Raw genomic sequence first — 13060 nt, forward strand, 5'->3', positions numbered from 1 at the left:
TGCCGTTGCCGTTGCCGTTGCCGTTGCCGTTGCCGTTGCCGTTGCCGTTGCCGTTGCCGTTGCCGTTGCCGTTGCCGTTGCCGGAGGAGTTGCTGTTTCCAGAAGAGCTTCCGGAGCTTCCGACATTGCCATTTGAACTGCCGTTGCCGTTGTTGCCTGAGCCTCCTTGACCACCTGCGTTGCCACTGTTCCCGTGATCGCCCGAATTCCCGCCGTTACCTCGGTCGCCGGCACTGCCAGAGTTTCCAGGAGCCCCGCCATCCCCCCTGCCTCCTCCATTCCCGCCGCCATTACCACCGTTACCGTTGCCGTTCCCGCCATTGCCGTTGCCTCCACCATCGCCAGGCTTGGCCATAACAGGAACGTCGGTGAGAGCTAAGCTGAGACCCTGTCCAATCTCAAATTGGATCGTGGTCGGACAGGCAATGGCAAGACAGGAAGCCAGTACCAGCAGAGAGCGTGGTTTCGATGTCATCATTCCGGCTCGCCAACTGTGACGCGAGAGGGCCCATGTTCCCGCAGAGGGCTCTGAGAGCCCAATGAACATCAGATAACGGTCAAGGCAGCAGCTTGTTTCATATTCGCTCAAGGCCCCTGGGCTGTCGATTAATCCAGTAAGTTGCATGAATTGTAAGTTGCATGCATTCATGAGTTATCGAATGAATTAATAAGCTTAGAGAGAAGAATTGCGTGAATATAAGAATATGTACATTTCATTTGCCGGCCCCACTTTGCCAACGTCTATGATGAATATTAGCGAGCAGTCATGTTCATCCCGCGTTCATCAAGACCGTCGGCTCAGAAAGTTGAATATTTGCAATGACTGCTTGGAAACTACTTTGAGGAAAATGCGTTATCGGTTGCCGGGTGCAAATCCCGAAGCATTATTCAGGAGTCAGATCATGTCGAAGAAGATCCTTCTTGCCAGCGTCGTTCTCGCTTCTCTTGCCCCGGCTGCGGCCTTTGCGCAGTCCGGTGGTGCAGCCGCGGGTGCAGCCACGGGCGCTGTCGGCGGCGCCATTGTCGGCGGGCCTGTCGGTGCTGCCGTGGGCGGCGTCACGGGTGCGATCGTCGGCGGCATTGCCGACCAGCAGCAGCCGGAATTCCGCCAGTATGTGACCACGCAGAGCGTGCCGTCCTATACCTATAAGGAAGAGGTGCGTGTCGGCGCGACCCTGCCTGAGTCCGGTGTGACCTTCTATGAGGTTCCGGCCCAGTACAAGGTGAAGGGCTACCGCTATACCGTGGTGAACAACACTCCTGTGCTCGTCGAGCCGGGCACCCGCAAGATCGTTCAGGTCATCCGCTAACGATCAGCAGCCTTTGTATTGAGTTTGGGGCGGCCTTCGGGCCGCCCTTTTCCATTTTTGTTTGCCAAACGAGCGTCTTGCTTCCCACCTCGGCAAAGTTGCCCCTCTTGAGGTTGGAATAAAACGACTAGCTTTCCCGTTATGGTTCTATCAGGTCACGCGGAGCAGGAATGGCAACAGCCATAGGACAGGAACTCGTGGCGCTTCTGCCAAGGCTCCGACGCTTTGCGCTGGTGCTGTGCCGCTCGCAACCTCTTGCGGATGATCTTGTTCAAGGGGCCTGCGAACGCGCCCTGGCCAAGGCGGACAGCTGGACCCCAGGCACGCGCTTCGATGCATGGATGTTCCGAATTCTCCGCAACTATTGGATCGATCACCTGAGACGAATGAGAACCGAAGGCATGATGGAAGACGTGGAAACGCAGACACAGCTGATTGGCGATCCAGGCGAGGGGCCGATCATGAGCAAGATCGCCTTGGCGGAGGTTCAGCGGGCAATCGAAGGTCTGCCGCAGGAACAGCGCGAAGTGCTTGCTCTGGTGTGCGGAGAGGATCTCACCTACCGGGAGGCCGCAGAGGTGTTGAACGTTCCCGTTGGAACCGTCATGAGCCGTCTGGCTCGGGCCAGGAAGCGATTGGTTGAACTGACGGCGGCTGCCTGAGAGCACAAGAGATGAGAGTGGGGTAGAAAGATGTCGGAGCTACATCTTACCGATGAAATCCTGATGGCTTTTGCGGACGGAGAGCTCGAGGAGCCCGTCGCAGCAGCTGTCGCGAGAGTTATGGCACAGGATCCAGCAGTCGCAAGGAAGGTTGTCGACTTTCAGCAGAGCCGCCGCCTGACACGCTCAGTCTTCGCCAGCAATCTTGCCCCTGATGTTCCAATCAAACTCCGCGCAGCGATCTCAGCGCAGATCGAGGCTTATGAGGCCGCGAGCAAAGCTGATGAGAGACCACAACTGACAGAGCCCAAGCGGCTATGGCCAAGGATGGCGTATCCTATGAAGATGGCCTTGGCCGCTTCCTTTGCGGCTGTTGCCGTTGCCACAGGCTTTTTCGCAGGGTGGCAATTGCAGCCGGAAGCAGGTCGCCTGGCAACTCTGGAAGATCCTCTTGTTTTGAGGGAACTCAGCCGTCTTGAGTCTGGCCGTGAGGCAGAGCTTCCGGTCGGGCGACTGAGGGTGATCTCGACTTATCGACTTCAGAACGGCTCTGTATGTCGGGAGTTCAAGCTTCAGTCTCCTTCCGCCGCAACCAACGCGGTTGCCTGCCGAAGTGATGAGTGGAACGTAACCTTCGCTTTGACAGAGCCTACGAAGAGCGCCGAGTATGTGCCAAGCTCAGGCGGTAACTTGATGGATGCGTATCTCGGCAATCTTGGCGCCGGGAACCCGCTTGAAGGTGAGGCGGAAGCCAAGGCCCTGATTGAGGCATCTCGCTAATCCTCAACCTACCTCGTACGAGGTATGCCCTTTTTCGTAAAAGGCCGGAATAAACCTCTCGCTCGATCCGTTCTCTGTCCTAGTACGCTAGTGATAGAGGGTAACCATGCGAGCCGCGTATCATCTGGCCATTGCCGTGTTCTCCGTGGGAGCTGTTGCAACACCCACCACGGCGCCGAATGCAATTCATCAAGCTGGACCTCCCGTGCCTGTGAGCCAGCAAAACGCCTCGGTTGAGGCTGCGCGCAACATTGCAGTAACCACGCCTGTCAGGGAAGATTCACAGGCGAATACAACCTTGGCCTCACACTTCAGCCGAGGTGCCCTGATTGGGGAGACCCTGCCTGAGGAAGTCGATCTTCATCCGATCCCGCGCCACGAGACCTATCGCTACGCAGTCATGAATGAGCACCGGGTCATCGTGGACGCAACCTCGCGCAGGATCGTCTACGTCGTTCGTTAGTGCCGAGTTTTGATGGGTGAAGGCAGCCCTGTTCACAAATAGCGACGAGTTCATTCATGTCATTGCACAGTTTGATAGAAGGTCGGCGAGTCCTTCAGCAGGAGGAGCCCTCAACGACGGTGTTTCCGGTCTGCGGCAATCCATTGTTGCGCATAGGCTTGGAAACGGTTCTCTCCGGCGGAAGATTTCAAGTCTGGCACGAAGCCGTTGACGATGTGTCAGTCCTTCCGGAAGCTCCGGATGGGGAGGCTGTTCTCTTCATCATCGATGGTCAGAGCTACAGAGATGAGACTGTCAATGTCATCAACCGGATAAAGACACGCTTTCCTGATGCGAGGATTGTGATCTTGGCGGAAATGTTCGAAGCCGATCTGGTATCCGCAGCCTGGAAGGCCGGAGCACACGGTTTTTGCCTCTCCAACAGCCAACGCGAGATTCTCATCAGGTCTCTTGAGCTTGTCATGCTCGGCGAGATCGTTCTTCCTTCAGCCTTCGTCCTGTCAATGACTGGACCTAACGCGGATCTTGCCGCACTTTCGCCCGCTGAGAACTCCGAAAAAGGTGAAGCTTACCGATTGTCAGGTCGAAAGCTATCGGTGCGAGAGGCGCAGATCTTGGAGTACCTGAGGGAGGGAGCTCCAAATAAGGTTATTGCCCGTAGGCTGAACCTGTCGGAGTCGACGGTGAAAGTTCATGTCAAGGCGATCCTGAAGAAGATCGGCGCCTGTAATCGGACCCAGGCTGCGCTTTGGGCGACACGTCATGTCTCGACGGATGCAGAGGCCTAAGCGCATATAGTCAGCTGAGAGGTTTTGATACAGGAGGGGGCTCTTCAGATCCCCGCCTCCGGTTCATTCAACTTTTGGCGGTATCGTGGACTTGGCGAAACTCTCGTGCCTTTCAGCGATGGCTGCGGCCAATGATCCATCAAGCCCCAACTCTGCAATCATGCGGCTCGCCTCACGCATCTCCGCAGCACGCCGAATGCCGTGCTGCTCAACCCGAGACATCATCACCTTCGCGACATTTTCCCAATCCATTCCCGGATAGGATGCCTTCAGGCTTGCCATTACGGCCGGCATGACGCCAGCCTTTTCGGAGGCCAATGTGAAGTCTACCATGAGCGCCTCCATGCCCTTGATGACGATGCTGCGGCACAGCTTCGTGGCCGAGGCCGTTCCGATCTCAGAGCTGACAGGCGTGATCTTCATCCCGAGTTCGTTGAGCCGGGCTGAAATCGCCTCGGCCATCTCGCCACCGCTCAGGATGGGAACTTCGATTCCGACGCCACTCACCGGCGCCATGACGGCAAACTCAATGAAATTCGTGCCTCCCTGCCGAACCTGATCGGCCACGTTCCGCTTCGTGGCAGGAGAAACTGAATTCAGATCGATATAAGTCTGGTGTGGCTTCAGGTAGGGCGCAGCCTGTCGGGCTGCAGGAACAGCAGCATCCGCCGTGACAGCCGAGATGACGATTTCGGCCATTGCACAGGCTTCGGACGTGCCGCCCGCGGCATGAACCCCGTCATCTGACGCTCGCTGCTTCAGCTCGGAGCCGCGGTTTGGGCCGTCGAAAAGAATGTCGTAAACGGTCACGCGCACGCCTGGCTTGGCCGCAAGCTGACGTGAGAAGAGTTGCCCAACTTCTCCATAACCGATGAAGGCGATCTCAAGGCTCATGTGTTCCCACCATCCTCCGGTATGAGAAGGGCTTCGCCCTTACTCTTCATCTTTGTATTCGACATACACCAGGCCCGCCTTCTCCAACGGTTCGCGCATCTTGTAGAGGTCGAGACCGGGAACGCCGGAGGCGAGCTGCTCACGCTTGGAGCCTTCGTTGGCGACGCGCGCCTCACCGGCGGCTGCCACCGCTTCCGCTTCCCGCCGCGGCACCACAAGAACCCCGTCGTCATCGGCGACAACCACGTCGCCGGGCTTCACCAGGGCGCCTGCGCAAACCACGGGAACGTTGACGGAGCCAAGGGTCGCCTTCACCGTTCCCTTGGCCGAGACGGCGCGCGACCATACGGGGAAGCTCATTTCCGTCAGGGTTTTCACGTCACGCACGCCGGCATCGATGATGAGGCCTACCACACCACGAGCCTTGAGGGATGTTGCCAGCAGATCGCCAAACATGCCGTCCGTATTGTCGGTGGTGACCCCGACAACCAGGATGTCGCCCGGCTTGCACTGCTCGACGGCCACATGGATCATCCAGTTGTCGCCCGGCTGCGCCAGCACGGTCACGGCGCTGCCGGCGACCTGGGCTCCCGGCCAGATCGGTCGCATATAGGGCTTCATGAGCCCTGAGCGGCCCATAGCCTCGTGGGCAGTCGCGACGCCGAGTTCCGCGACCCGGTCGACAATCTTCTGGTCGATGCGCGGGGTGTTTGTGACAACCACGGGCTTCATGCGAGCTCCTCGACGATTTGGGGGAAGATGCGCTGATACGCTTCGCCATAGGTCATGGCGCGTCCGGAGTTGCGCCCACCCTGCATGCCCCGGTTCAGAGCCACGCGGGTGTAGTATTCCCACAGGTGCTTCTGCGCGGCCAGTATCTCGAAGGCCCTGCGCTTGGTCTCCCAGACGTCATCGATGTTGAGGATCACACTGGGCTTGTAGTTGCACTGCTCGGGCTGATGTGGCTCGAACAGGAACACCGGCGGCGCATTGTAGGCGAGATTAGGGTTCGGCTTGTGCCCGGCCGCCTGGGCGATGATGCGCGCTTCCTGCGCAAAACGCGTCGCCTCTGGATGATCCACGTTGTAGGGATCCTCCAGAGAGTGGGTGAGCACAAAGGATGGCTTGAGCTCGCGATAGATGTCGACCAAGCGCTCCAGCATCTCCGGGCTGGTGTGGAGCGGGTAGTCGCCCGCATCGAAGAATTCGATCTCGGCGCCAAGCGTCTCGGCGGCGCGCTCCGCCTCCTCGCGCCGCTGCGCCTTGACCTCGGCCAGCGAGATGTCGCCCTTCTTCCAAGCCCATTGGCTCTCGCCGCGCTCGCCGAACGAGAGGCAGACGATCTTCATGCGATAGCCCTTCTTCGCGTGTAGCGCGATGGCGCCGCCTGCGCGCCATACGAAATCGCCAGGATGGGCGGTGACGACAAGTCCGGTTTTTCCAGCAGTCATAGAGTCCTCGAAAGGGTGTGTTGCAACAATCTAAGCGGCGTCGCGTCCGGCTTCGGAGGGCAATGCAAGTGACTCATGCGCGAAAACATGACCCTCGAAGAGCAAGCGCGCGGTGCGAAGCAGGCCTGCTTTCTCGACGACAGGGCTCTCCTCAGTCCCGCCCACCTCGATCACGACGCTGAACTCACCCGTCGGATGCTCGACCGAGAGGGTCTTTTCGCGTCCCGGCGGGATCTGAGCCACCCGCGATGCGGGGGAACCCGGTAGTACGCAGGCCGTTGCCACCGTCACAGCGGCAAAGACCCCGATGGAAGCGTGGCATTCGTGCGGAATGAAGCTTCGCGTGCAGACATGTCCGCCTGTGACAGGAGGCGCCACCAACGCCATCTTCGGCACGACCTTCGAAGAGACGTCGCCAAGACCCATGAGCTTGCCGGCCTCGAGACGAATTTCCTCCAGGCGCGCCTTCAGCTCCGTATCCTTGTCGAGCACATCACGCGGTTCGTATCCGGTCCTCCCGACGGCGGAGGCTTCGAGCACGACAACCGGCATGCCGTTGTCGATCAGGGTCACGTCCACGCCGGCGACGCGATCCACCACGTTCCCTGTGGGTAGCAGTGAGCCACAGACGGAGCCGGCAGCATCGAGGAATTCGACGGCGATGGGCGCGGCGGTGCCCGGCACGCCGTCGATACGGGCGTCGCCGCCATAGATCACGTGACCATCGCGGGTCTGCACCGTCAGCTCAGCGATCGTTCCTGTATTGACCGTATGCACCCGAACCCGGGTCATGGGATCAATGGCCTTCACGAGACCACGCTCAATAGCGAAGGGTGCAACGCCCGCGAGGATATTGCCGCAATTGGGAGTGACATCCACCTTTGCCTTGTCGATGCCAACCTGGCCGAACAGAAAATCGATGTCACAATCAGAGCGCTTGGACTTTGACACGATGGCGATCTTGCTCGTCAGCGGATGTGCGCCGCCGATACCGTCGATCTGGCGCGGATCCGGCGAGCCCATGACCGACAGAAGCAGCGCATCGCGGCGTGCTGGATCAGATGGAAGATCGTCAGCCAGGAAATAGGCGCCTTTTGATGTGCCGCCCCGAAGGATCATGCAAGGAATGCGAGGTTGAATGGTCCTTCTCCCCTGATGCGATGAATGAGATGCGGGGAGGGTGCATCAGGGTGCTTTATGCAGCAAATGGTTTGTTTATGGCTTTTAATGAATTTTTTTCACGCCGGACGTAGGTTTCTTGACTGCGCGCTTCTGCGGAGTGCTCTCTTCGCCGGTGAAGACTTCGACGATGATCTTGCGGAGCTCGTCAGCCAGCGGCGAGAGGGGAGTGCCTCGCCGCGAAACAATGCCGAGCTGGCGGGTGATGCTGGGATTGCGCAGAGGTACAAGCCTAAGGCCGCGCTCGTCGACGGAATCGAAAGCTCGGCTGGGGATCACGGTCAGCGCGACACCAGCCTTGACCAAGGCGACGGCAGTTTGAATATGCTGAACCTCGAAACGCCAGGTCAGGCCTTCCCGGCGGCTTCCCAGGGCGTCGTCGATGATCATGCGGTTCCCTGTCTGTGGACTGATCCTGATGAGGGGCTCCTCCGTCAGATCCGCCCAGCTCACGGCGGATTGGGAGGCCAAGGGGTGATCGTCGGGGCAGACCAGGGTGAAGGGATCCTTGATCAGCATCTCGATGTCGAAATCCCATCGATGGGCTGCCACCAGGGTGATCCCGAAGGCGATGGTGCCCTCCTGAACCAGGTTGCTGATCTCGGTGGCGGAATTGTCGTAGATCCGCAGCACCACGTCGGGGTGCTGTTCCTGGAAGAGGCGCAGCGCCGAAGGCAGGCGGCCGGACGCGATGGTGGGCAGGCACCCGATGGACAACGTCTCCTGACGGCTGCGTCCCTCGTCACGGAGGGCATCCAGGGAGACCGACAGGCTTTCAATCGTGCTTTTTACCTTCGGCAGCAGGTTGAGGCCAGCCTGGGTGAGCGACACTTCCCGCGTGGTCCGAGACAGGAGCTTCACTCCCAGGTCCTCCTCCAGCTTGCGGATCCTGTGGCTGAGCGCCGTCTGCGACAGGTTGAGATGCGCCGCCGCCAACTGGAAGCTGCCACGTTCCGCGATGGCCACGAAGGCGTGGAGGCCCAAGAAGTCGATACGCATGGAGGCTCCAGAACAAGGGCTACAGCTATATATGAAGTATATTCATCAATCAGTAAAAACAAACCATTTGCTTCATTGCGCCCCTGTCGCCTTTCTTGGAATGCATCAATCTCATGATGAGGGCTGATCCGACGAATGACGTCAGTGCCTACGATCCCGCCGCCGCATCCCGACCCGCGGGCGCCCTCGTTCAGGCTTCCGCCCGGAAGCTGCGACACGCATTGCCACATCTTCGGACCCAACCACCTCTACCCTTATGTACCCGAGCGGCCCTACACGCCGCCTGATGCGCCGCTGGAGATGTTTCGCGCCCTCCACGACCGTCTCGGGGTCGAGCGGGCGGTCATCGTCAATGCCACGCCCCATGGACGCGACAACCGGGTCGTCACGGATGCCATTGCGCAGAGCGGGGGTCGGTACAAAGGCATCGCCAATGTCGATGAGACATTCGCCGACCAACAATTGAGGGATCTCGCTGAAGCCGGGATCGAGGGATGCCGGTTCACCTTCCTGCCGCGGCTGGGCAAGATGCCTGACATGAGCGCCTTCGATAAGGTCGTCGAGCGCATTGCAGGTTTGGGCTGGCATGTCGATCTCTATCTCCCAGCGGCCCTCATCCCCGAATTCCGGCCTCGGATGATGCGCCTGCCAGTGCCTTACGTGATCGACCATATGGGTGTGGTCGATGCGAGCCAGGGACTTGAGCAGCCGGGTTTCACGGCACTGCTCGATCTCCTGCGGGATGATGAAAAGTGCTGGGTGAAGGTCTCCTGTCCGGAGCGCATCTCACGCGAAGGGCCGCCGTTCCACGATGTAGCTCGTTTCGGGCGCGCGTTGGTCGAGGCCGCCCCAGACCGCGTTCTGTGGGGCACAGATTGGCCCCATCCGAACGTGCCCGTGATGCCTGATGACGGCGATCTGGTGGACCTTGTGCCGCTCTACGCGCCGGATCCCGGCATGCGGCAGAAGCTTCTCGTCGAAAACCCGACGCGCCTGTTCCGCTTCGGACAATGAAACAAGATCGAGATTAGGGAGATACGCGCGTATGTTCGCAACGGCCACCAGACGATCCATGCTGCTGGGGTTGGCAATGGCCGCAGGGCTAACCCTCGTCGGGCCTGCGTCAGCGCAGGCAGATTACCCGACACGTCCGGTCAAGATCATCGTGCCGTTCGGCGCCGGTGGCGTGGCCGATGTGACCATCCGGATCGTCGCGGAGAAGCTCAGCGAGAAGATGGGGCAGCGCTTCATCGTCGAGAACATGCCGGGCGCCGGCGGCATCACGGCTGCTCGCGCGGCCCTGTCAAGCGCGCCTGACGGGCAAACCCTAACGATGCTCACGAACGGAACGGCCGTGAGCGTGCCGCTCTTTGCCAACCTTCCCTTCGACCCGCTGAACGATTTCGTCCCGATCTCGACGCTTGGCACCTTCGACTTTCTGTTCGTGGTAAATGCGAACTCCGAGTACAAAAGTTTCAAGGATCTCATCCAGACTGCCAAAAACAAGCCCGGTGAGCTGAACGTTGCGACCATTGCGGTCGGCAGCACTCAGCATCTCACCTCGGTCCTGTTCAAAGGCGAGGCAGGAGTCGACTTTCGCCACGTCCCGTACCGCAACACGCCGGATGCCATCGTGTCGCTGATCCGGAATGATGCGCATCTCCTGATCGACTCGCAGGCGGCGCTGAAGTCGGCGCTGGAAGGCCAGCAGGTGCGGGCGCTTGCCACTTCCGGACCACGTCGCTCAGCCGCGATGCCTGATGTGCCGACCGTTCAGGAGGCGGGCATTTCAGGCTTCGATGTCACATCCTGGAATGCTCTCTTCGCGCCTAAGGGAACGCCGGAGCCGATCGTCCAGAAGCTGAACGCCACCCTGAAAGAGATCCTGGCGACCCAGGAGATCAAGTCGCGTCTGCTGGAGCTTGGAATCGAGGCACGCGGCGAAACACCCGCTGAGCTGACGGAGCGGCTCCGGTCCGACATCGAGAAATGGCGGGCTGTTATCGAGAAGGCTGGCATTCCGAAACAGTGAGGACAAGGCATTGATCACGGTTCAGCCAGTTACGGTCTGTGGAGCGTAGCCATGACGGCAAAGAACGAACGACCGACGATCCTTCTTCTGCCGGGGCTCCTGTGCGACGCCACCGTCTGGGCGTCGCAGATGGAAGCTCTGCGACCCCATGCCCATGTACTCGCCGCTGATTTCTCCCAGCACAATTCACTGGAAGCCATGGCTTGTTCGGCGCTGGCGATGGTGGAGGGGCCGATCATAGCCGTCGGCCATTCCATGGGTGCCCGGGTTGCCATGGAAATGGTGCATCTTGCGCCCGAGCGGATCAAGAAGCTGGCATTGATCGACACGGGGATCGACTCCCGTCGGGACGGTGAGGAAGCCAAGCGGCAGGTTCTGGTGGATCTGGCCTATGCCGATGGCATGGAAGCCCTTGCAGACCGATGGCTCCCACCCATGGTCCATGCGGACAGGGTCGACGATCAGACTCTGTTGGCTCCCATGAAAGCCATGGTGACGCGGGCAACGCCCGAGCAGCACCAGCGGCAGATTCAAGCGCTCCTGAACCGCCCGAACCTAGTGCCCCGTCTTGCGGCCATCACCTGCCCGACTCTGGTCATGGTTGGACGACAGGATCGGTGGAGCCCACTTGCGCAGCACGAGGAGATGGCCGCTCGGATTCCGAATGCGGAACTCGTGGTGATTGAAGACAGCGGCCACATGACCCTGCTCGAGCAGCCCGAGCAAGTGTCCAACGCCCTGTTACGCTGGCTGGGCCTTGAGAACAAGCCTGCGAGCGTGCAGGGCGCCGCAGCGATGGGGAGCTAACATCATGGAAGAAAAGCCGGAGCAGGACCGCATTCCCGACACGCCGCTCTTCGACCGCAAACGTTCGCTTGGCGGCTACCGTATCAACAAAATGGCGATGGGCCTGAGCAGGCCTGAGAACCGTGAGGCCTTCAAGCAGGATGAGGGCGCCTATCTCGACCGCTTCGGCCTGACGCCGGAGGAGAAGGAGGCCGTCATGACGCGCAACTGGCGCGAGATGGTGAGGCTCGGCGGTAATCTGTTCTTCATCCTCAAGATCTCCGCCGTCGACCCGGTCCGCATCACAGAGATCGGCGCCCATCAGGCGGGCATGGAGCACGATGATTTTCTGCGCAACCGTTTAGGGAAGAAAGTATAATGGCGAAGCTCATTGGAGGATTGGGGACATCCCATGTTCCCTCGATCGGCGCAGCGATCGACAAAGGCTTGCGCGACACGCCGGATTGGAAGCCATTCTTCGACGGATACATTCCCGGGCAGGGTTGGGTGAAGGAGCACAAGCCCGACGTGGCGATTGTGATTTTCAACGACCACGGCAATTCCTTCTTCCTCGACAAGGTGCCGACCTTCGCGGTGGGTTGCGCCGAGGAATACCGCCCGGTCGATGAGGGGTGGGGACCACGCGCTATTCCGCCCTTCAGGGGAGCAGTCGATTTCTCCTGGCACTTTATCGATACCCTGATCGAGAACCGTTTCGACCCGATGATCTGCCAGGAGATCGAGGTGGATCATGGCATCCAGGTGCCGATGGAGCTGTTCTGGGGCCGCCCCGTCGAGTGGCCGGTGCGGGTGGTGCCGATCTTCGTCAACGTGATCCAATATCCTATCCCGCTTCCGAGTCGCTGCTACGAGATGGGGCGCGTTCTGCGTCAGGCCATCGAAAGCTACCCGGGCGATGAACGTTTTGTTGTTCTCGGCACGGGCGGACTGTCCCACCAGCTTCAGGGGGCTCGTGCGGGTTTCGTGAACCCGGAGGCTGACCGAGCTTTCCTGAATGACATCGCCACCGATCCCGACAAGCTCGCGAACATGTCACGGGAGCAATATGTGGAGATGTTCGGCAGCGAGGGGGCCGAGTTGATGATGTGGCTCGTCATGCGCGGGGCTATGGACCGTGACGTGGTTGTCCAGCACAAGCACTACTTCGTTCCCGCTTCCATGACGGGCGCTGGCATGATCGTCATGGAGAACGCCGCAACGGCTTCTCCGGCCGTAGCGGCGTAAGGGGCATGTACTGGCTCATGATCTGCCGCCACAAGCCCGGCATGCTAGAACTGCGCGCGCAGCACAGGGACGCGCATCGCCAGCACATTGCCACAGGCGGGGGCGGCCTCGCCCGGGTGCTGATCGGCAGCGCTCTGACGGAGGACGATGCTGAGACGCCGCTGGGCAATTTCGGGATCCTTGAGGCTCCTACGCGGGAGGCCGCTCAGGCATTCGCTGAGACCGATCCATTCGCTCGTGCGGGTCTCATCGAATCAATCGAGATCACGGCTCTGGCATCGCGCTTCCAAGCCCATCGGATCGATCCCATGACACAGTAGGAGCTGAACCAGGGAATCGGGTCGTCCAAGAGCCCAGATCACAACAATCATTAGGAGGAAGCAAATGAATCGAAGAACATTCCTGGGGGCTGCGGGTGCTGTGGCCATGACGCTGGCCTTGAGCGGGGCGGCCTTGGCGCAGGAGACGGTG

Annotated in this window: 17 protein-coding genes; 11 read left to right on the forward strand and 6 right to left on the reverse strand. The window is 60.0% G+C overall.

The window, feature by feature from the left end; genetic code table 11:
- The coding region (locus tag JKL45_RS27840; RefSeq protein WP_201865040.1) for a hypothetical protein at positions 1–478 on the reverse strand (478 nt) is incomplete at its 3' end.
- A 424-nt stretch (positions 479–902) separates the two neighbouring features.
- Here JKL45_RS27840 and JKL45_RS27845 point away from each other — a divergent pair.
- The 5 genes from JKL45_RS27845 to JKL45_RS27865 all read left to right on the forward strand — a co-directional run bounded on the left by JKL45_RS27845 (position 903) and on the right by JKL45_RS27865 (position 4003).
- Positions 903–1310, forward strand: a complete 408-nt coding sequence (locus JKL45_RS27845) for a DUF1236 domain-containing protein (protein WP_201865041.1) — start codon at positions 903–905, stop codon at positions 1308–1310.
- A 170-nt stretch (positions 1311–1480) separates the two neighbouring features.
- Positions 1481–1972 carry an RNA polymerase sigma factor gene (locus tag JKL45_RS27850; RefSeq protein ID WP_201865042.1) on the forward strand — a complete coding sequence of 164 codons (492 nt, stop codon included), beginning with the start codon at positions 1481–1483 and terminating at the stop codon, positions 1970–1972.
- 120 nt (positions 1973–2092) lie between these two features.
- Positions 2093–2752: a hypothetical protein gene (locus tag JKL45_RS27855; RefSeq protein WP_201865043.1), complete on the forward strand. Its 660-nt coding sequence runs from the start codon at positions 2093–2095 to the stop codon at positions 2750–2752.
- Positions 2753–2858: 106 nt separating this feature from the next.
- Positions 2859–3215, forward strand: a complete 357-nt coding sequence (locus JKL45_RS27860; RefSeq protein WP_201865044.1) for a DUF1236 domain-containing protein — start codon at positions 2859–2861, stop codon at positions 3213–3215.
- A gap of 56 nt (positions 3216–3271) precedes the next feature.
- A complete protein-coding gene (locus JKL45_RS27865) occupies positions 3272–4003 on the forward strand; it encodes a LuxR C-terminal-related transcriptional regulator (protein ID WP_201865045.1) in 732 nt (243 codons plus the stop codon).
- A gap of 63 nt (positions 4004–4066) precedes the next feature.
- Here the strand turns inward: JKL45_RS27865 and JKL45_RS27870 are convergent, their stop codons facing one another.
- From JKL45_RS27870 to JKL45_RS27890, 5 genes are all read right to left on the reverse strand, one after another.
- A complete protein-coding gene (locus JKL45_RS27870; RefSeq protein ID WP_201865046.1) occupies positions 4067–4897 on the reverse strand; it encodes a DUF1932 domain-containing protein in 831 nt (276 codons plus the stop codon).
- A 39-nt stretch (positions 4898–4936) separates the two neighbouring features.
- Positions 4937–5629 carry a 4-carboxy-4-hydroxy-2-oxoadipate aldolase/oxaloacetate decarboxylase gene (locus JKL45_RS27875; protein WP_201865047.1) on the reverse strand — a complete coding sequence of 231 codons (693 nt, stop codon included), beginning with the start codon at positions 5627–5629 and terminating at the stop codon, positions 4937–4939.
- Positions 5626–6348, reverse strand: a complete 723-nt coding sequence (locus JKL45_RS27880; RefSeq protein ID WP_201865048.1) for a PIG-L deacetylase family protein — start codon at positions 6346–6348, stop codon at positions 5626–5628. The genes JKL45_RS27875 and JKL45_RS27880 overlap by 4 nt, the downstream gene beginning before the upstream one ends.
- 30 nt (positions 6349–6378) lie before the next feature.
- Entirely contained in the window at positions 6379–7467 is a 1089-nt protein-coding gene (locus JKL45_RS27885) for a 4-oxalomesaconate tautomerase (RefSeq protein WP_201865049.1), read from the reverse strand.
- Between the two features lie 105 nt (positions 7468–7572).
- Positions 7573–8526 (reverse strand): LysR family transcriptional regulator, encoded by a 954-nt coding sequence (locus tag JKL45_RS27890; protein WP_201865050.1) that lies wholly within the window; start codon positions 8524–8526, stop codon positions 7573–7575.
- A 135-nt stretch (positions 8527–8661) separates the two neighbouring features.
- On the opposite strand from JKL45_RS27890, the gene JKL45_RS27895 reads away from it, so the two are divergent.
- The 6 genes from JKL45_RS27895 to JKL45_RS27920 are packed head-to-tail and all read left to right on the forward strand — an operon-like array spanning position 8662 to position 12909.
- Positions 8662–9540: an amidohydrolase family protein gene (locus tag JKL45_RS27895; RefSeq protein ID WP_201865051.1), complete on the forward strand. Its 879-nt coding sequence runs from the start codon at positions 8662–8664 to the stop codon at positions 9538–9540.
- Positions 9541–9571: 31 nt separating this feature from the next.
- A complete protein-coding gene (locus JKL45_RS27900; RefSeq protein ID WP_201865052.1) occupies positions 9572–10558 on the forward strand; it encodes a Bug family tripartite tricarboxylate transporter substrate binding protein in 987 nt (328 codons plus the stop codon).
- A 51-nt stretch (positions 10559–10609) separates the two neighbouring features.
- Positions 10610–11365 (forward strand): alpha/beta fold hydrolase, encoded by a 756-nt coding sequence (locus tag JKL45_RS27905; RefSeq protein ID WP_201865053.1) that lies wholly within the window; start codon positions 10610–10612, stop codon positions 11363–11365.
- A 4-nt stretch (positions 11366–11369) separates the two neighbouring features.
- Positions 11370–11723 carry an extradiol ring-cleavage dioxygenase gene (locus JKL45_RS27910; protein WP_201865054.1) on the forward strand — a complete coding sequence of 118 codons (354 nt, stop codon included), beginning with the start codon at positions 11370–11372 and terminating at the stop codon, positions 11721–11723.
- Positions 11723–12589, forward strand: coding sequence for a class III extradiol dioxygenase family protein (locus JKL45_RS27915; RefSeq protein ID WP_201865055.1), 867 nt, complete (start codon positions 11723–11725; stop codon positions 12587–12589). Before JKL45_RS27910 ends, JKL45_RS27915 begins: the two co-directional genes overlap by 1 nt.
- Before the next feature lie 5 nt (positions 12590–12594).
- Positions 12595–12909 (forward strand): YciI family protein, encoded by a 315-nt coding sequence (locus JKL45_RS27920; protein ID WP_201865056.1) that lies wholly within the window; start codon positions 12595–12597, stop codon positions 12907–12909.
- The last annotated feature ends 151 nt before the right edge of the window (positions 12910–13060 follow it).

Source organism: Microvirga soli (assembly GCF_016734765.1).
GTDB classification, from domain to species: domain Bacteria; phylum Pseudomonadota; class Alphaproteobacteria; order Rhizobiales; family Beijerinckiaceae; genus Microvirga; species Microvirga soli.